The sequence below is a fragment of the Exiguobacterium sp. s163 genome, assembly GCF_018617135.1.
Lineage (GTDB): Bacteria > Bacillota > Bacilli > Exiguobacteriales > Exiguobacteriaceae > Exiguobacterium > Exiguobacterium profundum.
The window spans coordinates 1,086,139-1,105,734 of the sequence record NZ_JACSJN010000001.1 but is presented as its reverse complement, the minus strand read 5'-3'; the positions used below and the strand labels follow the sequence as shown (position 1 = coordinate 1,105,734).

At 50.0% G+C, this 19,596-nt stretch carries 24 protein-coding genes and 2 riboswitches; of the genes, 14 read left to right on the top strand and 10 right to left on the bottom strand.

The annotated features are described in order from the left end of the window. Positions 1-27 precede the first annotated feature (27 nt). Positions 28-804 carry a hydrogen peroxide-dependent heme synthase gene (hemQ, locus tag KNO71_RS05710; RefSeq protein WP_078147751.1) on the bottom strand — a complete coding sequence of 259 codons (777 nt, stop codon included), beginning with the start codon at positions 802-804 and terminating at the stop codon, positions 28-30. Between the two features lie 338 nt (positions 805-1,142). Between hemQ and pta the strand changes: the two genes are divergently transcribed. From pta to KNO71_RS05690, 4 genes are all read left to right on the top strand, one after another. After that, positions 1,143-2,132: a phosphate acetyltransferase gene (pta, locus tag KNO71_RS05705; RefSeq protein WP_012727490.1), complete on the top strand. Its 990-nt coding sequence runs from the start codon at positions 1,143-1,145 to the stop codon at positions 2,130-2,132. A gap of 76 nt (positions 2,133-2,208) precedes the next feature. Further along, positions 2,209-2,928, top strand: coding sequence for a DUF2711 family protein (locus KNO71_RS05700; RefSeq protein ID WP_214687617.1), 720 nt, complete (start codon positions 2,209-2,211; stop codon positions 2,926-2,928). Between the two features lie 38 nt (positions 2,929-2,966). After that, positions 2,967-3,266, top strand: a complete 300-nt coding sequence (locus KNO71_RS05695) for a rhodanese-like domain-containing protein (RefSeq protein WP_041917952.1) — start codon at positions 2,967-2,969, stop codon at positions 3,264-3,266. Then, entirely contained in the window at positions 3,266-3,430 is a 165-nt protein-coding gene (locus KNO71_RS05690; RefSeq protein ID WP_168169878.1) for a hypothetical protein, read from the top strand. The genes KNO71_RS05695 and KNO71_RS05690 overlap by 1 nt, the downstream gene beginning before the upstream one ends. Positions 3,431-3,468: 38 nt before the next feature. Here the strand turns inward: KNO71_RS05690 and folE2 are convergent, their stop codons facing one another. Continuing rightward, positions 3,469-4,380, bottom strand: coding sequence for a GTP cyclohydrolase FolE2 (gene folE2, locus KNO71_RS05685; protein WP_012727487.1), 912 nt, complete (start codon positions 4,378-4,380; stop codon positions 3,469-3,471). Positions 4,381-4,633: 253 nt separating this feature from the next. Here folE2 and KNO71_RS05680 point away from each other — a divergent pair, with 253 nt between their 5' ends. Further along, positions 4,634-5,464, top strand: a complete 831-nt coding sequence (locus KNO71_RS05680) for a TerC family protein (RefSeq protein ID WP_214687616.1) — start codon at positions 4,634-4,636, stop codon at positions 5,462-5,464. Positions 5,465-5,500: 36 nt separating this feature from the next. On the opposite strand, the gene KNO71_RS05675 is transcribed toward KNO71_RS05680, so the two are convergent. From KNO71_RS05675 to KNO71_RS05660, 4 genes are read right to left on the bottom strand one after another with little or no spacing between them, the layout of a single operon-like run. Further along, positions 5,501-6,034 (bottom strand): 1,2-dihydroxy-3-keto-5-methylthiopentene dioxygenase, encoded by a 534-nt coding sequence (locus KNO71_RS05675; protein ID WP_031422074.1) that lies wholly within the window; start codon positions 6,032-6,034, stop codon positions 5,501-5,503. Between the two features lie 13 nt (positions 6,035-6,047). Then, a complete protein-coding gene (locus tag KNO71_RS05670; protein WP_214685326.1) occupies positions 6,048-6,665 on the bottom strand; it encodes a methylthioribulose 1-phosphate dehydratase in 618 nt (205 codons plus the stop codon). After that, positions 6,662-7,312 (bottom strand): 2-hydroxy-3-keto-5-methylthiopentenyl-1-phosphate phosphatase, encoded by a 651-nt coding sequence (locus KNO71_RS05665; protein WP_078147746.1) that lies wholly within the window; start codon positions 7,310-7,312, stop codon positions 6,662-6,664. Before KNO71_RS05665 ends, KNO71_RS05670 begins: the two co-directional genes overlap by 4 nt. Continuing rightward, positions 7,309-8,463, bottom strand: a complete 1,155-nt coding sequence (locus tag KNO71_RS05660) for a 2,3-diketo-5-methylthiopentyl-1-phosphate enolase (protein ID WP_214687615.1) — start codon at positions 8,461-8,463, stop codon at positions 7,309-7,311. The genes KNO71_RS05665 and KNO71_RS05660 overlap by 4 nt, the downstream gene beginning before the upstream one ends. A 72-nt stretch (positions 8,464-8,535) precedes the next feature. Then, positions 8,536-8,637: riboswitch (SAM riboswitch) on the bottom strand. 205 nt (positions 8,638-8,842) lie between these two features. Next, a riboswitch (SAM riboswitch) is annotated at positions 8,843-8,945 on the top strand. Between the two features lie 82 nt (positions 8,946-9,027). Here KNO71_RS05660 and mtnK point away from each other — a divergent pair. From mtnK to KNO71_RS05635, 5 genes are read left to right on the top strand one after another with little or no spacing between them, the layout of a single operon-like run. After that, positions 9,028-10,179 (top strand): S-methyl-5-thioribose kinase, encoded by a 1,152-nt coding sequence (mtnK, locus tag KNO71_RS05655; RefSeq protein ID WP_214687614.1) that lies wholly within the window; start codon positions 9,028-9,030, stop codon positions 10,177-10,179. After that, on the top strand, positions 10,176-11,210 hold the full coding sequence (gene mtnA, locus KNO71_RS05650; RefSeq protein ID WP_214685334.1) for an S-methyl-5-thioribose-1-phosphate isomerase: 1,035 nt from the start codon (positions 10,176-10,178) through the stop codon (positions 11,208-11,210). The genes mtnK and mtnA overlap by 4 nt, the downstream gene beginning before the upstream one ends. Then, positions 11,203-12,282 (top strand): sugar ABC transporter substrate-binding protein, encoded by a 1,080-nt coding sequence (locus tag KNO71_RS05645; RefSeq protein WP_214685336.1) that lies wholly within the window; start codon positions 11,203-11,205, stop codon positions 12,280-12,282. Before mtnA ends, KNO71_RS05645 begins: the two co-directional genes overlap by 8 nt. Then, positions 12,282-13,655: a sugar ABC transporter ATP-binding protein gene (locus tag KNO71_RS05640; RefSeq protein ID WP_214687613.1), complete on the top strand. Its 1,374-nt coding sequence runs from the start codon at positions 12,282-12,284 to the stop codon at positions 13,653-13,655. Before KNO71_RS05645 ends, KNO71_RS05640 begins: the two co-directional genes overlap by 1 nt. Before the next feature lies 1 nt (position 13,656). Next, positions 13,657-14,694, top strand: coding sequence for an ABC transporter permease (locus KNO71_RS05635; RefSeq protein ID WP_214687612.1), 1,038 nt, complete (start codon positions 13,657-13,659; stop codon positions 14,692-14,694). Between the two features lie 15 nt (positions 14,695-14,709). On the opposite strand, the gene KNO71_RS05630 is transcribed toward KNO71_RS05635, so the two are convergent. Beyond that, on the bottom strand, positions 14,710-15,189 hold the full coding sequence (locus KNO71_RS05630) for a GNAT family N-acetyltransferase (protein ID WP_078147740.1): 480 nt from the start codon (positions 15,187-15,189) through the stop codon (positions 14,710-14,712). 75 nt (positions 15,190-15,264) lie between these two features. On the opposite strand from KNO71_RS05630, the gene KNO71_RS05625 reads away from it, so the two are divergent. Further along, a complete protein-coding gene (locus KNO71_RS05625; RefSeq protein ID WP_214687611.1) occupies positions 15,265-15,645 on the top strand; it encodes a VOC family protein in 381 nt (126 codons plus the stop codon). A 28-nt stretch (positions 15,646-15,673) separates the two neighbouring features. Here the strand turns inward: KNO71_RS05625 and KNO71_RS05620 are convergent, their stop codons facing one another. Beyond that, complete coding sequence (locus KNO71_RS05620) at positions 15,674-15,982, bottom strand: winged helix-turn-helix transcriptional regulator (RefSeq protein ID WP_078147739.1); 309 nt, start codon at positions 15,980-15,982, stop codon at positions 15,674-15,676. A gap of 118 nt (positions 15,983-16,100) precedes the next feature. On the opposite strand from KNO71_RS05620, the gene KNO71_RS05615 reads away from it, so the two are divergent. Genes KNO71_RS05615 through KNO71_RS05605 form a run of 3 tightly spaced genes read left to right on the top strand, consistent with a single transcriptional unit; the run spans position 16,101 to position 18,689 of the window. Then, positions 16,101-16,592, top strand: coding sequence for a lactoylglutathione lyase family protein (locus KNO71_RS05615; RefSeq protein WP_074035577.1), 492 nt, complete (start codon positions 16,101-16,103; stop codon positions 16,590-16,592). 2 nt (positions 16,593-16,594) lie between these two features. Beyond that, positions 16,595-17,575 (top strand): zinc-binding dehydrogenase, encoded by a 981-nt coding sequence (locus KNO71_RS05610; RefSeq protein WP_078147737.1) that lies wholly within the window; start codon positions 16,595-16,597, stop codon positions 17,573-17,575. Positions 17,576-17,630: 55 nt separating this feature from the next. After that, complete coding sequence (locus tag KNO71_RS05605; RefSeq protein WP_214687610.1) at positions 17,631-18,689, top strand: threonine aldolase family protein; 1,059 nt, start codon at positions 17,631-17,633, stop codon at positions 18,687-18,689. Between the two features lie 43 nt (positions 18,690-18,732). On the opposite strand, the gene KNO71_RS05600 is transcribed toward KNO71_RS05605, so the two are convergent. Then, on the bottom strand, positions 18,733-19,233 hold the full coding sequence (locus KNO71_RS05600) for an SRPBCC family protein (protein WP_214687608.1): 501 nt from the start codon (positions 19,231-19,233) through the stop codon (positions 18,733-18,735). Then, a complete protein-coding gene (locus KNO71_RS05595; RefSeq protein ID WP_214685342.1) occupies positions 19,230-19,562 on the bottom strand; it encodes an ArsR/SmtB family transcription factor in 333 nt (110 codons plus the stop codon). The genes KNO71_RS05600 and KNO71_RS05595 overlap by 4 nt, the downstream gene beginning before the upstream one ends. Positions 19,563-19,596 lie beyond the last annotated feature (34 nt).

The window sequence follows — 19,596 nt, the reverse complement described above, 5'->3', positions numbered from 1 at the left end:
TCCCGAGGTGTTATACGCGTAAACCTTTTACACGCTAAAGAATGTGCTCAAATTTTCTTTCGGTAAGATGTTCCCAACGTAGAAGTCGCCGAACTCACCGTATTTCGCACTCACTTCATCAAAACGCATCTCGTAAACGATTTTCTTGAACTGAAGTGAATCTTCAGCGAAGAGTGTGACGCCCCATTCCCATGCGTCGAATCCAGTCGACCCACCGATGAACTGCTGAATCTTACCAGCGTAGCTACGGCCGATCATGCTGTGGCGATACATGAGGTCTTTGCGCTCATCCATCGACAACATGTACCAGTTGTCGCCGTCGCGACGAGCCTTGCTCATCGGATAGAAACAGATGTGTGCGGCCTTTGGAAGTGTCGGATAGAGGCGTGAACGGATATGAGGGTTTTGATACGGGTCCCCGTCTCCAGATCCGCGATACATCCCGAGCTCGATGACCGACACGTATGAATACGACGGAATCATATAGTCGTATAGCGCTGTTTTGCGGAATGCGCGCTCGACGTCTTCAAGTTCGTTGAATGTTGGACGAAGCACCATCAAGACGAGGTCCGCCTTCTGGCCGAGAATCGAGTAGAAGGCGTGGCTTCCTTCACCTTTTGCTTCCACTTCTTCAAGTGAGGCGAGGAACGCAGTGAACTCCTCAATCATCTGTTCACGCTTTTCAGCATCGACGAGTTTCAAACGAGCCCAATCAATCGTGCGGAAATCATGAAGTGTATACCATCCGTCTAATGTGGCGGCGGCATGTTGTGTATCTGTTGTAGGTACTGGACGTTCTGACATAAAAAAATCTCCTTTCGGGACTTGGCTTCGCCGTCTATTTTACCATACACGCTTCACTGACTGGCAACTTTGAGGCACTGTGAGGGTTATCACGATTCATGACGGGTAAAGAACAGAGGACAGAAACATGAAAACGGCTACAAAAATGGCTGTATCAGTCGATTTGTCGAAACTGTTCTATTCATATAATGATTGATTCTAGGCGATTTATGGCGAAATGGGCAGAATAGTTTATTTTGAAAAGGGTACTGTGTATAATTGAAATCGCGTAAAGACACAAGTCAACGGCAAAACCATTAGCAGTCATGCTGTAAATTGAGAAAAGGGGTTCATTCGTTATGAAATTATTTGAAACGTTGAAGCAAAAAGTTAGCCCGGTTCGTCCAACCATCGTCTTCCCGGAAGGTATCGATGAGCGTGTTCTTGGAGCCGCTGTTCGATTGAAAGCAGACGGTATGGTAGAACCGATCGTCGTCGGTGCGAAAGCAGATCTCGAAGCGGTTGCGGCGAAACACGGTTTCGACATCTCAGGTTTGACACAATATGACCCAGCGACATACGAAGACATCGACGTTCTCGTCGAATCATTCGTCGAGCGTCGTAAAGGGAAAGCGACGGCTGAACAAGCACGCGAACTCCTTACATCAGACGTGAACTACTTCGGAACAATGCTCGTTCACACAGGCAAAGCAGAAGGTCTTGTCTCAGGCGCGATGCACGCGACGGCTGATACGGTACGTCCGGCACTACAAATCATCAAAATGCAACCAGGCATCAAAAAGACGTCAGGTGTGTTCATCATGGTACGTGACGACGAGCAATATGTCTTCTCGGACTGTGCGATCAACATTGCACCGGACGCGGCGGACTTAGCAGAGAACGCGTTCTTGTCGGCAGCGACAGCGAAGACGTTCGGCATCGACCCACAAGTTGCGCTCCTTAGCTTCTCGACGAAGGGTTCTGCGAAGTCACCTGAAACAGAGAAAGTTGTGGAAGCGACACGCCTTGCGAAAGAGAAATCACCGAACCTTCCAATCGACGGAGAACTTCAATTCGATGCGGCATTCGTTCCTAGCGTAGCGGCGAAGAAAGCACCGGGTTCTGACGTTGCTGGTAAGGCGAACGTATTCGTCTTCCCAAGTCTTGAAGCAGGGAACATTGGCTACAAGATGGTTCAACGTTTCGGTGGATTCGAAGCGATCGGTCCAATCCTTCAAGGTCTCAACAAACCAGTGAACGACTTATCACGTGGTTGTAACGAAGAGGACGTCTACAAATTGACGCTCATCACAGCAGCACAAGCAATCGACGAGCGCAACGAAGCGTAAGTCCGGAGCATCCTTCTTATAGAAGGGTGCTTTTTTTGATGGTCCGTTATAAACTATTCAAGAAAGGAGTGTTGAAATGGACGAACTAGATGAGAGCGTTTTGTTACCTGAAGGACATCGTTACGCCATGTTTGGTGGTGGGGATGACTACCCAATTAAGACGTATTATGAAGGGGTATTTGAAACGGTCTTCATCGCGTTTCATCCATTCCTTGCTCCAATAGATCACTCCGCCGCGGTTGATTGTTATGCCGATCTGGACAAAAACGAGGTCGAACAGCAATTTCGGGCCGTTACATGGGAAGAGATGAGGCGAAGACTAGGTTTTCGTGACGTGAGCCGTATCGATCATGCGCTCCGAACGATGATTAGGGCGCTAAAACCACATGCCGAAGATCGAGCAGGGGCGAATCGCATCATTGAATATTGCGAACGTGAGAATGTGCTCCCACCAGGTGAAGGGGAACTGTCGGATCTGCTAAAGAATCAAGTGTTGCGTGTACTTTTGGAGATGGGAGAAGGCTGGATCTGGACCGGAGACGAATTTTGTACGGAACGGCATCTCATCCATCTCAGTGAGACGCTAGCCGCTGATATGTGGGGCATGCAACATCGGACGTTTTTCGGTTATCAACACGAATGGCTCATCGTCCCACCCTGGGATAGCCATTTCACGTTGTTTTGTGGCAATCGCGCGTTGATCGAACAGGTCGTCGAACGATGCGAGCTCGAGGGATTTTATTGTGACGCTGAGACGACCATCAACTGGAGTTTGTCGGAGCATAAGCTGAGGTAAACTAAAAGAGGAATCCATGATTGAAAGGGGAACTATGTATGCAAAGCATCCATGCGACAGAATTAAGAGAAAAATTAGAGAACGGGGAGTCTCTCCATATCATCGATGTGCGCGAGCAAGATGAATATGAGGCAGGGCATATCCCGAACGTACCACTCTATCCATTATCGGAATTCCCACAAGTGACAGAAAAGTTGGCACAAGATAATGTCTATCACGTCATCTGTCGTTCAGGTGGACGGAGCCAGACGGCGTGTGATTACTTAGAATCGCAAGGTTATAAAGTCGTCAATGTCGACGGCGGAATGCTCGCTTGGGACGGCGACATCGAGGCGTGATGCTAGAGAATCCTTGGGTCGTCGTACCGCTTCTCCTTGCGCTCTACCTCACGGTCTATGCAGTGATGAAGCGATTTGACTGGGAGAAGTGGCGACTCGTCTGGGCAGTGTGGGTGATGCTCATCATCATCCTATTGACGATTGAACTCGTGACAAGTCTATAAAAAATGCGGAACCTTCTTTAACAGAGGTTCCGCATTTTTTATGCGTCTTGACGCTTATCGAATGTGATCGATGCAATCGCGTCGTGTTGGTGAATCGACTCTTCGTTACGGCATTCGACGAAGAAGTTCACGACTTGTTTCATCTCGTACAAGTCAGCCGCGATCAAGCGGACCATATCCTCGACGAAACGTGGGTTTTCGTATGCGATTTCAGTCGCACGTTTCTCATCCGGACGTTTGAGGACAGGGTGAAGTGGTGCTGAGGCGTTTGACTCCGCTGCATCGAGAAGGGCTGCACGCCAATCGAATCCGTCCATCGATGTCTCATCAAGACCGGCTTCGATCGTGATGTACCCACGTTGGTTATGGGCGCTGTACTCACTGATTTCTTTTGAACATGGGCAAAGCGTCGTGACGTTGATGACGAGACCGACTGTCACGTTTGCGACGCCCGTTTCGAGGTTATATGTCACACGGTGCATGACGTCCGCGTTCATCAAACCGCTAAGACCTGTCGCAGGTGCTTTACGCGTGAAGAACCATGGGTAACGGATTGTCAATTGGCCTTCTGTTTGTTCCATACGCTCGGCGAGCTCTTGCGCGAACTCGATTAACGAACGGTTTGATACCGTCCACCCTTGTTGATGGTACGCGTCGAGCTGCTCTGTCAAACGAGACATGTTGATCCCTTTACGGTCTTGTACGAGCGATGTCGTTAATTCAAATGTGGCGACCGTTGACTGGACTCCTTCTGGCGTCTCGACGTTCACGGGATGTTTCACGTTCGAGATCCCAACACTGTCGAGGGCGAACAAGAAGTTTTTCGGTGTATTTTGTAAATCGACCATTTGTTCTTTTTCGGTCGGCTTTGTTCCTTTAATCGGTGGGACCGACCCGAACAATTTATGTCGTTCTGCTTTAGTAGGTAAAGCGACATGGCTTGTAGACATAATCGGATTCTCCTTTTTTCGAGCGATTTAAAGCACCACTCGTTCTTGTTAGGATTTTATCACGAAATGATGGCTGAACGGGTATGATTTTGCTCTCATAACATGTTTTGAATATGCAATCGGAAAAAATCCTTCAGATATTGAAGAAAGAGGATTGATTTACTTTGTGAACGGGAATAAAATGGTCCTGTGAACTTAAAAAATAGATCACTCTTAAATATGAAGGAATTGAAAGAAAAAAGGAGATGTTTTTATGGATTGGCAGTTAATCCTGCAGTACGCCTGGATCGTCGTCGTGCTCGTCGGTTTAGAAGGCTTGTTATCTGCAGACAACGCGCTCGTCTTGGCCGTCATGGTTAAACACTTACCGCGTACAGAACAGAAAAAGGCATTATTTTATGGACTCCTCGGGGCGTTCGTCTTCCGATTTATCGCATTGTTCTTAATCTCGTTCTTAATCAACGTATGGCAAGTTCAAGCGATTGGTGCATTTTATCTGATTGGAATGAGTGGTCGACACTTGTATATGACGTATAAGGCACGAGGCCAAGAACCGAAGCAAGACTTGGCGGCTGAAGCGAAAGAAGAGACGGCTGTCACGGAGAAGCCGGTGTCGAAGAAAGAATTTTGGCTCACTGTCGCAAAAGTCGAATTTGCGGACATCGCCTTTGCGGTCGACTCAATCTTGGCAGCAGTCGCGCTCGCTGTGAGTGTCAAACCGCTTGGTCTCGGGGAAATCGGTGGGATTGACTCGGGTCAGTTCTTCGTCGTCTTGACAGGTGGACTCATCGGGGTCGTCTTGATGCGATTCGCAGCTCGGATTTTCGTCAAGTTGCTTCATCAGCGTCCGACACTTGAAACGGCCGCTTTCATCATCGTCGGTTGGGTCGGGGTCAAGTTGACGGTGCTCGTACTTGAACACCCTGGTTTCAAGGAATTGATTGCCGGAACACCATTCGAATTCATGGGACTCCCAGACGGGTTCGTCCACTCGACAGCTTGGACGATTTTCTTCTGGTCGGTCATGGTCGGGATTGCGACATGGGGCTGGTTCTCATCGAAACCGACAGCGGTCAAACAATAAAAAGTGGTCTCTCGTTTTTAAGCGAGAGACCTTTTCTTATGCAGTTACATTCTCTTTGTCGTAAATCGGCACCCACCCCTCAGTCGTCACGAAAATGCGAACGGCGACGACTTGACGGTCTTCTTGCAACGTGAAGTAATGACGTGTGTTGACCGGTACGGAGATGAGGTCACCCGGATTGAGCTCGATATTGAAGTATCCGCGCTCAGCATCATCGATTGCAAAAATGCCGTGACCACTGACGATGAAACGAACCTCGTCATCTGTATGGTGATGCTCTTTTTGGAAGTTGACGAGCAGTTCATCTAAATTCGGTGTCGAATCGGATAGTGAGATGACGTCAGCCGTCTTGTAGCCGCGTCGTGCCGACACATCTTGAATCTCGTCACGGAACGTCGCCAAGATAGTTTCTTTGTCCTCGTCTGTCAGTTGATAGTTTTCTTGAAGGGAAGCCGGTAATTTCGCGATATCCCATGCTTCGTAAAGGATGTCTCGTGATTCTAAAAAGTCACGTACCTCTTGTTGATCACTGACGCGTTCTTCGGTTTGTTGAAAATAAATTGTTGCCATGTTGAATTCCTCCTTATGAATGGACGCCTAGGGCGCGTAATTTTAATGAATAGCTGAACAAAAATTCATATGCCTCTAAATAACGTTTTGCCGCAGCGGGCGTTTCGCCCCAAACGGTGATCCCGTGGTTCCGGATGAGGACGGCACCGGCATCGCCTGTGACATGTAGCGCGAACGCGCGGGCGAGCGTCGGGATATCCGCGTGATTTTCGATAATGGGAATCCGGACACTTGCCGTCTCTTCCCAATAACCGAGCGCCTTGATGATTTCTTGACCTGTGAACGTCACGTGACCTTTTGCTGCATACAGTTCCGAGATGACGTTATTGTCGACCGTATGCACGTGAAGTGAACAGGTTGCGTTCGTGTTGTTAAAAATTTCGACGTGTAGCAACGTTTCCGCGGACGGTTTGCCTGTCTGCTCTCCAATCAATTGACCGGTCGCATCAACGAGGACGAAATCTTCATCGGTGCGCTTTCGTTTATCACGACCGCTTGCCGTCACGAGGAACGTCAACGGGTCGTCCGATACGCGGATCGCCAGGTTCCCGCTCGTTCCGGGGAACCAGTCTCGTGCGGCGAGCTCGTCTTTAATGTCGGCAAGTTCTCCCCACCGTTCTTGCACAGTCATACGTTCACTCCTTTCATGTGAGCTGAGATATCGTAGAATGTCTCGAACGGAACATGTCGAATTCCTTCCGCCTCACATAGCGAAATCAATTGCCCCCGTGCATACACGACGTCGGCACGTTTGGCGATTTCAAAGTCGGTGACGGAGTCCCCGATGACAATCAACGTGTCGGTAGGTGAGACGATCTGTCGAGCAATCGTCGGCTTGCAGCATCCGCAGTCGTTCGAACAATGAACATCGCATGCATGAGGCCATGTGACGCGCGCTGTCTCTCCTGAAAAATCAACGTGATTGCAGAAGATGTGTTCCGGTGCGACGTAACCTTCTAAAATCGGATGGACGAAAAAGTCCATGCCCCCACTGACGACATCAAATCGAAAGCCGTGCGACTGGGTCTCTTGCAAAAACTCGACAAACCCCGCTCGAAGCGTGATGGTCGACTGAAGAAACTCACGATACTGCTCTTGCTGGTTACTTGGGAGCAAGCTGAACATCTGACCGACGCCTTCGCGAATGGAGAGCGTTTGGTTCAACACACCATCTTTGAGTTCGACCCATTCAGGTGGGGCGAACCGTCGCATCAACGCGATGATGTTATCTTCTTCCGTGATGGTCCCGTCGAAATCACAGATGACGTGCGTACTCATCGCGCACCCCACGCATCTAATGCAGTCGTTAAGGCATCAGTCTCGCTCGTCTTACCGATTGCCTGATCGATCGCTTGGCGGAACGCCCTCGCTCCGGCAGCCGCACCGTCTGGGTGTCCGTGAATCCCGCCGCCGGCATTGATGACGACATCCGTTCCGAAGTCACGAATCAAATCCGGGACGAGTCCTGGGTGAATCCCGGCAGAGGGGACCGCCAGAATCGGTTTCGTCCAATGGGATTCCGTCGCATACGTTTGAATCTGTTGTGTTTCGTCTTTCGGTGTCGACAGCGAACCGTATGGCGAAGGGAAGAGCGTCAAGTCCGCCCCGGCGAGTCGAATCAGTTTCCCGAAGAGTAGGGAATGATGAATCGATCCGGTCAACGCTCCTGCAAAAGCGGGATGTGCCAAAATCGGGACGTGAATCTCAGAATCTTTGGCGAGCTCTCGCAATGCGTCAAGCCCGTACGTATACACGTTGAACAACAATGCGGTCGCGCCTGCCTCAATCAATCGCTTCGCCTGGTCGCGTAAGGTGAAAACGGGACCGCTCAACGTCACTGCGTATAGAACGGAACGACCCGTCAATTCTTTATGTTCTTGAATGATCGATGCTCCAATCCGAGCCCGTTCGAGCGATGGGGTGAGCGGATTGTCATATAAAATCTCGTCGTCTTTCACGAAATCGATGCCACCTGCGAACTGGTCCCGGAGTTGTGTCGCCAAAAAATCAAGGTCCCGTCCGATGACGCCTTTGAAGATGCTCATGGCGAGCGGTCGGTCGTGTACTCGAAGGATGTCGCGGACCCCTTCGACTCCGAATGCGGCACCCGGAAAGTCCGGTTCGAGCTCCTCTGGAAGCGAGAGGTCGACGAGTTTGACGTTTGGGTCGAGCGACAGTTTTCCGAATGTCGTCGTCAGAATGGACGAAAAGTCCGGTGTCACGTTATGTAGCGGGTAGCGAATCGAGAAGCGACTTGTCGTTTCTTGTTGGGACGTGGCGATGACCTCACCTCGGAACGCTTGCAGTTGATATTGTTCGAGATGGTTCAACTCGGTCCATGTCCCGACGGTCAGCTCATGTGCGATTTTCTCAGCTACACGCTCGACGTGATCGGTATGTTTGATTTCATAAGTAGCGATGATTCCCATAAGTTCCTCCTTTCAGGTCAAACAAAAAATGACCTCATGCCAAGGCAAGAGGTCATTCAAAAAAACAATGAACTCTTATCTCTCAGCGTTAGCTGCAAGAATTAGCACCGTGCCATTTCTGGTCGGTTGCTGCGACATCATCGGGCTTGTCCCTCCGTCTGCTCTTGATAAGAATAGTTGTGAAGTTGTGAAATTTAATTGAATTTTTACATAGAATCGCTCACTCGTCAATTCCTTTTTTTGAGAAAAAAAGTTTAAAAATAATGTTTCTATATATGCGTGTCGAAAATAAGTGGGCGACTGAAAATAGAGGATTGACAACTAGCATGCCTAGTCCGTAATATTCGTCTCAACACGTCAAACACAATTACATCATTTACTCTTATCGCGAGTTGGCAGAGGGAATTGGCCCTAAGACGCCGCAGCAACCGACCATTTGGCACGGTGCTACATCCACCAGACACATGTCTGAAAGATGAGAGGAACAACCAATTTGGGTGTGCCTCTTTCTCGCGGAGAAAGGGGCTTTTTTCATGCATAGAGTTAAGAAAGGGGAAAACCATCATGGCTTACGAGGCGTTTACAGAACAGAGTGTCGTCGAACACGTTCGACAGTTAGGGTTACTAGAAGAGGGGATTGCAGAATGTGAGGAAATTGGGGATGGCAATTTAAATCTCGTCTTTCGCATTCGTCAAGGAGAAACGTCATTAATCGTGAAACAAGCGTTGCCGTACGCAAAAGTTGTTGGAGAGAGTTGGCCGCTCACGCTTGATCGTTCGTGGATCGAACAACTGGCACTCCGTGAGTTTTCAAAAGTCGTACCACAATTTGTACCAGATGTACTCGGTAGTGACCGTGAACTCGCCTATACGATTTTAGAAGATTTATCATCGTTCGAAATCGTCCGCACCGGCTTCCTAAAAGGAGAGAGCTACCCGAACTTAGCCCGCCACGTCGGTACGTTCCTCGGGGAAACGTTGTTTGCGACGTCTGACTACGCGAATGGACCACTCGTGAAGAAACAAATTGAAAAAGAGTATTACAATCCAGAACTATGCGATATCACGGAGAAACTGATCTTCACCGACCCGTATCGCGACGCAGAATCGAATCAAATCGAGCCAGTCCTTCGTCCGGATGTGGAGCAACTCTGGTCAGACCTCGCTTTGAAAATTGAAGTGACCAAATTGAAGGTTGGGTTCGTGACGAAGCACGAAGCGCTACTGCACGGGGATTTACATACAGGAAGCATTTTTGCGACCCGTCAAGAAACAAAAATTATCGATCCCGAATTTGCGTTTTACGGTCCGTTCGGCTTTGACATTGGTCAAATCATTGCTCATCTGGTGTTCTCAACGTATGCGCATCCGTTGAAACGATTCGAACGCTTCACAGAAGTACTCACCGTCTGGGAGACGTTCGAAAAAACGTTCCGTACCCACTTTACACAGGCCGCAGAGCCGTTCAACACAGTAGGATTCGTGGACGAACTGTTGCCATCCATTTTGAGTGACGCCATCGGCTACGCAGGCTGCGAATTGATTCGGCGGACTGTCGGTCTGGCTGGAGTCGCCGACTTAGAGACATTACCAGACGACCTTCGCATCGAACGGAAACGCCACGCCTTAGAGCTCGGTACGCGTCTCATCAAACAGCGCCATCAAATTCAATCCATCGATCAATTGATTCCAGTCTTGTCGGAGGTGCGCGTATGAGTGTGCAAAGTATTCATTTCGATGCCGACACGGAAGTGTTGACGATTTTAGATCAGACGCTGTTGCCGCAAGAAGAGCGCTATGTCGAAGTGTTGACGCTTGAACAGGCCGAGCAGGCAATCAAGTCGCTTCAAGTTCGCGGTGCACCGGCCATCGCTTATTTCGGAGCGTTTGTCCTTGCGAAAGAAGCGTCACGTCTGCAAGATAATCCATATTTTCATCTCCAATTGAATCAAGTCGGTCAACGGTTGATTGCGACAAGACCGACCGCGGTCAACTTACAGCATGTCATCGAATCACTCCTTCGATTGAATGTGGGGGAGGACTTTGAACAGATTGCAAAAGCGATCAAGCATCGTGCAATTGAAATCTATGAACAAGACGTGGCTACGTATCGCACGATTGGGGAACATGCGCTCACCGTGTTACCCGCTGGTGGCAACGTTTTGACGATTTGTAACGCCGGTGCCATCGCGACGTCACGATACGGTACCGCGCTCGCGCCGTTCTATGTCGGGAAAGAGCGTGGCATCCCGTTTCGGGTGTTCGCGTCCGAAACGCGACCGCTGCTTCAAGGAGCACGACTGACCGTATGGGAGCTCGACCGGGCAGATATCGATGTCACACTGATTACAGATAACATGGCGGCCTGGACCATCCAGACGAAACAAATCGATGCTATCATCGTCGGGGCGGACCGCATCACCCGTACCGGTCATACGGCCAACAAGATCGGAACACTCCAGCTTGCGATTTTGGCGAAGCATTACGGCATCCCATTCTATGTGGCTGCTCCGCATTCGACATTCGATTTAGAGGCAGATGACACGATTCAAATCGAAGAACGGGACGCGCATGAAGTGACCCATATCGGGGGACATCCGACGGCACTCGTCGGCATCACCGTCTTCAATCCGGCGTTTGATGTGACACCACCCGAACTGATTACCGGTCTAATTACAGAGACAGGTGTGCTCGAACCGACTGAGTCGGTCATTGTAGAACATGTAGGAGGAAACACATATGTCTAAAAAAATCATCTTCTTCCTGTTGACCGTCATCCTGGCACTTGCCGGATGCACGAACGAACAGGCTCAACCGAAAACGACTACGACAACAAGTAAAACGGAAGCGAAAACCGTCAACGTCTCAAATGAGACGCTTCCGAAAAATCTAGAAGTCGCCCTCGTCATGCAGATGTCGATCGGGACGTTCTCTTCGCAGTATATCGAAGGGGTGACCGAGCAAGTCGAAGCGTTCGGTGGCAACGTGAAAGTGTATAACGCCGAAAATGATTTGTCGAAAATGGCGAGTTATGTCGATACGGCGACGACGCAAGGAGTCGATGTGATCTTGATTGACCACGGACGTGCCGATGCCTTGAAAGAGCCTGTTCAACGGGCGCTCGACAAAGGCATCAAAGTTGTCGCATTCGATAACGATTTGACGAATGAAGGCGTGACGGTCATCGACCAAGACGATTATTCACTCGCATGGCGCTCACTCAAAGCACTCGCGGAAGATTTAGACGGGGAAGGGAACATCGTCACGATTTGGGTCGGTGGATTCACACCGATGGAACGCCGTCATACGATTTATGATGCATTCTTAAAACGCTATCCGGGCATCCAGGAAGTCGCGAAGTTCGGTTCGGCGACGAACAACACGGCGCTCGATACGCAAAGCCAGATGGAGGCGATTTTGAAGAAGTATCCAGAAGGCGAAATCGATGCGGTGTTTGCGATGTGGGATGAGTTCGCCAAAGGGGCGAGCCGTGCCATCAAGCAGGCTGGCCGTGACGAGATTGCCGTTTACGGGATTGATTTGAGTGACGAAGACTTGCAACTCATGCAAGAAGAGGGGAGTCCGTGGAAAGTGACAGCTGCCACAGATCCAGCCGAAATCGGCCGCATTCAAGTCCGATACGCTTATCAAAAAGTGGTCGGGGAAGAAACGCCTTCCATTCATTCGGTCGACCCATATCTAGTGGACCGTGATGTCTTGCCGAATGAGCCTGTCACGATGGATGACCTTGGACAGTACGTGCCAGGTTGGGGCGAATCGAATGCGGCATGGTCGGATTGGATGAAGGAGACAGACTGATGATTCGCTTGGAACGAATCACGAAACAATATGGTGACGTCACGGTGCTCGATCAACTATCCTTCAGTTTAAAGCCGGGAGACATTCATGGGCTTCTCGGTCTGAACGGGGCCGGTAAGAGTACGCTCATCAAACTGCTAAACGGAACGGCTGAACCGACGTCCGGCGAGTTGTCCATTGATGGAAAATCAATCCGCCTCACACCAGCGGAAGCGATTCGTCATGGCATCATCACGGTGTCACAAGAAGTCGATGATGCGCTCTATTTGGACTTGCCTGTATATGAGAACGTCCTTCCATGGCAGACGGTGAAACGGATTCGTCCGCAACGTTTGAAACAGCGAGCGAAACGTGTGTTGTCCCGAGTCGGTTTAGAGGTCGATCCAACGCGTCCAGCCGGTCACTTCCCGCTAAGCGTGAAACAGCGCCTTCTCATCGCTCGGGCACTCGAGAGCGATGCCAAGTATTTGCTCCTCGACGAACCGACCGCTGCCTTATCGGAAACGGATGCCGACGCCTTACTGGAATTGTTACAGAAGCTTGCGGCAGAAGGAGTCGGGATTGTATTGGTCACGCATCGTTCAAACGAGCTCACCCGGGTCACGTCGACCTCTACGTTTCTTCGGGACGGACGTGTCGTGTACGATGGACCGTACCAATCGCTCTCTTCAGAAGCGGTGCAGACATTTTTGAGTGGGACAACATTTGATGCGGCGTTAGAAAAGGCGGTGCCGGAAGACACGATTTGTTTGTCCGCGCAGTTGACCCTTCCGGCGTTCCAATCCGAGATTTCGATTGAAGCGTATCGCGGAGAAGTGCTCGGGATTGGAGGATTGACGGGGAGTGGGAAGACGGAACTGATGGAAGCGTTGTTCGGTCTTTCTGGGATTCGTCAATCCATCACAATCGATGGAAAAGAACATGTGATCAAAGAACCGGAAAACGCCGTACGTTTAGGATTTGCACTCGTTCCAGAGGAGAGACGTCGTCATGGATTATTTCTAGACGAGACGATTGAGCGGAACGTGATTGCTGTCGCAGGAAAGGCAACTCGCGTTTCGGACGTATTGGCATCGCTTTGCGTCCGTTATGCGAACGTGAAACAACCGGTTCGTGAGCTGAGTGGTGGAAATCAACAGAAGGTCGTCTTTAGCAAATGGTTACTCGAAGACCGAGACATTTATCTGCTCGACGAACCGACAAAAGGAATTGATATCGCAGCGAAACAAGACGTATATGAACGCGTCATTGCACTCGCGAAACAAGGGAAGACCGTATTGTTCACCTCGAGTGAGCGACACGAGCTCGAACGGGTCGCCAATCGAATTCTTTGGCTCGACCGTGGACAACTTGCAGAGAAAGGAGGCGCATGACATGGCACAGTTAGTAGTCAAAGAACGAAAACGAATCAGCGGTCATATCGGTCAGTATGGAACGTTACTCGCAATCCTTAGTTTGATTGCGGTCTTTACCGTGACGAACGATCAATTTCTGACATACGCAAACTTTAGTGACATCATCAAATCGGTTTCAATCGTTTCGCTACTTGCCCTCGGCGTCACGTTTTCGCTCATCGTCGGAGGATTCGACTTGTCGGTCGGCTCGACGGCGAGTCTTGCGACAATCGGGGCAGCGGCAAGTCTCGTCCTTCATCGACAAGAGCTTCTCGTCGCTCTGCTGATCCCACTTGCACTCGGGATTCTCGTCGCTCTGCTGATCCCACTTGCACTCGGGATTCTCGTCGGGCTGTTGAACGCGCTCGTCACAATCAAATTCCGATTACCGGATTTACTAGCGACACTCGCCATCATGTACGTCATTAACGGGATTCAGTTGACGTATACGAAAGGATTCTCGATTTATGACAACATGCCGATTGAAGGGGGGACGGCGCCAGGGCGTTTCATCCCGTCATTTCTATTCATCGGTCAAGGGACGATCGGTCCGATTCCGTTCGTCGCCCTGCTCATGCTGGTGTTCTTTATCGGAGCACATCTATTCTTGACTTATACGCGGACCGGGCGTGAATTTTATTACGTCGGGTCGAACGCCGAAGCGGCCCGTCGTTCCGGGATCGCCGTGAATCGAATCAAGTTGTACGCCTACGTACTCAGCGGATTGTTTGCAGCCATCGGCGGAATCATTCTTGCATCTCGGATTGGTACGGGACAAGTCTCGGCTGGAGCACCCCTTTTGATGGACGCTGTCGCGGCTGCCTACATCGGCTACGCCGTCTTTGGGACAGGGCGCCCGAACGTGATCGGGACATTGATTGGAGCTATTTTGATTGGAATTCTCTTGAACGGACTGACGATGTGGGACGTGCCGTATTATGCGCAAGACATCGTCAAAGGGACGATTTTAATTGGAGCGCTCGGTCTTTCTTATATTCAGAAGAAACAGCGGACATGACAAAATCCCCGGACATCAGTTGTTCGGGGGTTCGCTTTGTTCACGTGTCATTGAAAGAAACGGATACACACCACCATTCGTCTCCTGCATGAACGTGTCTTGTGGGATGAAGCCTAGAGACTCGTATAATCGGATGGCCCGTTTATTAAACGTGGCGACGGCAAGACGCACTGTGCGAGTCCCATATGTCGCCTCAATCCAATTTATGATTGACGTGAGGAATCGATGTCCGTTGCCGCTCCCCGTCAAATCAGGGTGCATGCCGAGACCGATAGAAACAGCGTCTACTGATTCGAATTGCAACGTGACGAAACCGATGAGTTCGTCGTCAAGAATGGCGAACGTTGTATCACCTCGCTCATCTGCATCTAAAAATAAGGCGAGATCTTCTTCGTCAGCATCCATATTGTAAAACGCGTATTCGCCTTCATAGCGCCACTCGAAGGCGATACGTTCGGCTTGCTCTTGGGTGAGTGGTTGAAACGTATAATTCATTGAAATTCCTCGTCTCTGATCGAATTGGTCATGCTACACTCAAATCGTATCATGAAAATAAGGGGAGGGAACATGATGGCAGTCAAATTAAACATGGTCGGGATCGTCGTGACGGATATGAAGCGGTCGCTCGATTTCTATCGGGCGCTCGGGTTTGAGATTCCGGAAGCGATGAACGGGGAAGCACATGTAGAGATTGACGAAGGAGGCGTGCGTCTCGCGTTCGATACGGTAGAAGTGGCCGAATCGGTATACGGGGAATGGAAACAGGCAGACGGGCATCGAATCGAGCTTGCCTTTTTATGTGACAGTCGTGAGTCATTGAATGCTTTGTATGACTCAATCCTTGAACAAGGTTATGCGTCACACAAAGCACCGTGGGATGCGTTCTGGGGTCAACGTTACGCCATCCTGTACGATGCGGATGGGAATTTGATTAGTCTGTTCGCCTCATAAAAATAATCCCGGGCCATGTGGCTCGGGATTATTTTTTGTCGTGGCACTCTCCCCATGAACAAAGGGCATTCATGGCGGGTTGCAGTCCGAGGGCGTCTTCGGTCAATGAATATTCGACGTGCAGGTGCTTCTCGGTCGAGTAGTCGACACGGCGAACCATGCCGAGCTGCTCGAGCTCGCGCAATTGGTCGGTCAACACTTTTCGGCTGACGTCCGGAATCGCTCGTTGAATATCAGAAAAACGAAGCGGTCCATCTTGAAGCGTGCAGTACACTTGGGGGCGCCATTTGCCGCCGATAATCTCAAGTGCGCGGTTGACGGGGAACGATGTGGTCATGTTCAAGGAACCTCACTTTCGGGTAGTTACTTCAATGTGCGTACTTTTTTTCTTGCTTCAATGACAGTATCTTATCGTTACCCGCTAAATTGATCAAACAAAAAGGAGTAAATGAAACATGACATATCCAAGAACGTTTTCACACATCGGTCTTTCTGTACCGAGCGTCGCTGAGGCCGTAAAATTTTATGAGGACGTGATGGGGTGGTATACGATTATGACACCATCAGACGTCGTCGAGGATGATTCGCCAATCGGTGTGATGTGTACCGACGTCTTCGGACCGGGCTGGGGCAAATTCCGAATCGCTCATATGTCAACGGGAGACGGAATCGGGATTGAGTTGTTCGAATTTCCGAACAACGAAACACCAGAAGACAACTTCGAGTTTTGGAAGACAGGGATCTTCCACTACTGTGTACAAGACCCTGACATCGAAGGGCTCGTCGAGAAGATTGTCGCTCACGGCGGGAGACAACGGATGCCGATTCGTGAATACTACCCAGGTGAAAAACCGTACCGCATGGTGTACTGCGAAGATCCATTCGGCAACCTCGTTGAAATTTATTCACACTCATACGAACTCACGTATTCGGAAGGAGCTTACTAAACATGAAAGCATGGCTACTCGATCAACCTGGTCTTGATCATCTGCATATTGGAGAAATCGACCGACCGACACCAGGAGCGGGAGAACTGTTGATTCGTGTCGAAGTGGTCGCCTTGAATCCGGTCGATTATAAAGTCGGATCAAACGGAAACCCGAATTGGTCATATCCACACATTCTCGGTGTCGACCTCGTCGGAGAAGTCGTTGAGGTCGGTTCGAGTATCGCCAACATCATTACGGGTTCGCGTGTGGCTGTTCATACGGATCTTTCGAAATATGGGGGATTCGCCGAGTATACGGTCGTCGATGCCCGGGCGTGTGCGGTCGTTCCGCAAGGTGTAAGCGATGAGGCGGCGGCTTCTATCCTGTGTGCGGGGATGACAGCATATGAAGCGGTCATGCAGAAGCTGAACACGCGAGATAAGGAGACGATTCTCATACACGCAGGAGCGGGCGGTGTCGGTGGATTTGCGATTCAGCTTGCAAAACGGCTTGGTCTGAAGGTATTCACGACGGCATCTCCTGAGAACGTTGAGTGGGTAGAATCACTCGGGGCGGACGTGGTGATTGATTATAACGTCGAGGACGTGACGGCACGGATCATGGAAGAAACAGATGGACGTGGTGTCGACCTGATTTTGAATACAGTCGGACGAGACGTTGCGACAGCAGACCTAGATCGTCTCGCATTCAGCGGACACCTCGCCTACATCGCCGGGCCACCAGACATGACGAACATGAAAGGCTTCACGTTATCTCCTTCGATTCACGAAGTGGCACTCGGGGCGGCGCATGCGAGCGAGGACGAACATGCGATTCGCAACTTGGCGTATATGGCCGAAGAGATGATGAACTTGCTCGATGCAGGTGAACTGAACGATCTCGTCACAGAAGTGTTGTCGTTCGACCAATTGAAAGAAGGTCTCGAAAAACTACAAACGCGAAAAGTGCGCGGTAAACTCATCGTCCGCATTCGCGACTGAAGAGAGGACTCCCTGTTATACTGACAGGGAGCTTATTTGTCGAGGAGGGGAAAGAATGGAGCGATTGGCAGACACGTATCGTCAGACGAACGTTCAATTGAGCGGTCACGGCAAACGGGAAGCCGGGGTATTGAAACGCGCATTTGAGCATGTGCGTGAAGATGAGCCGAGTGATCAGTATGGACAGGGGAAAACGATTCGACAGTTCGAAGAGAAGATGGCACAGGTTCTTGGGAAAGAGTCGGCAGTATTCTTTCCAAGCGGTACGATGGCACAGCAGATTGCGCTACGCATTTGGTGTGATGAGACAGGGAAGAAAAAGGTCGCATATCACCCGCTGTGCCACCTTGAAATTCATGAGCAGGATGGTTTAAAAGAGTTGCATCACATCGAACCGATTTTAGTGGGGGACGAAAACCGATTGATGACGCTCGAAGAGATTCAAGCGTTACCGGACATCGCGTGTCTGTTGCTCGAACTGCCACAACGAGAAATCGGTGGGGAATTGCCGACGTTCGAGGAACTTGTGGCAATTCATGAACACTGTCGTGAGAAAGGGATTCATCTACATCTGGATGGTGCACGACTGTTCGAATCGCTTCCGTATTATGAAAAAGAGGCTTTTGAGATTTGTGCGCTCTTTGATAGCGTATACGTCTCGTTTTATAAAGGAATCGGTGGCATTGCCGGCGCCATCCTTGCTGGACCGAAGGCATTTTGTGACACGTCGAAAGTATGGAAGCGACGCTACGGTGGTGACTTGATCAGCTTATATCCATACATCCTGTCTGCGGATTATTATTATGAGCTACGAAAAGACAAGATGGCCGAGTATCGAAACGAGGCCGTCCGCTTAGCAGCACGCTTCAATGAACTCGATGGCGTGTGGACGACTCCACGCATCCCGGTCACGAATATGTTCCATCTTCATTTTCAAGGGGAGAAGGAAGAGCTTGGTGAGAAGATTGCGCGCATCCAAGAAGAAACAGGAGTAGGCATTACGGGGTATCTTGTTGAAAAAGACGGACACTGTTCAACCGAAGTAAGCATCGGAGATACGTTTGAACGGATTACGCGAGAACAGCTTGATGGATTGTTTCGGCAGTTCAGATGAATCAAAACATGCACCATTCCTTTTCGGGAACGGTGCATGTTTTTTACTGGCTTACAATCGCTTCGAGACGATCGAGTTGGGAAGTGAACCCTTCGACAGCGCCCATTTCGACGACTTGTTGGAGAGCCTCTTCATTCGGGAATTCGGAGCGACTAATGAATAACGTGCCTTCCGATGTATCGAGAAATTCATTTGTGATCGTCATGACAGGCAAGTCCGGATTGACGTGTCCGTCCGCATCCGAGAATGCATCCGTATAGACGATTTGGGAGTATGGATCGATGTCGATAAAGGTTGATTTGCCCCATGATTCCATACCATAAAAGTCACCTTGTTCTTTGTCGACACAAGTCATGCAATAATGCCAAATCCCCCCCGGTTTGAAGTCGAAGCTGTATACTTTCGTCTCCCATCCGGACGGTCCCCACCATTTCTCTAAATGTGCAGGTGTCGAGAATGCTTCAAATACAAGTTGGCGTGGTGCCTTGAACAGACGTTCCATAATCAATGTCGTGCCCTCTATATGTGATTTGACCGTACTCATGATCCATTCTCCTCTCGCTGTGACTCCGCTAAAAACGTCTCCAATCGATCGAGTCGCTCTGTTTCCCGAGCCATATAGGTCCGCCAAGCATCTAATGGTTCGAGTGCTTGAGACTTGAGTGCATAACGTCTTCGATTGGCATCAATGGTTACTGTGACGAGACCTGCATCATACAGAATTCGCAAGTGCTTCGATGTCTGCGGTTGACTGATCCCAAGCTGATTTGCCATCATTCCGACCGTCCACTCTTGTTTCCGTAACAATTCGATCATCCGCAACCGGTTCGGGTCGGCTAACGCATGAAACAAAGAAGCCAATCTCTCTTCCATTTTTCGTCACCGTCCTCTTACTTTTAATATTCCC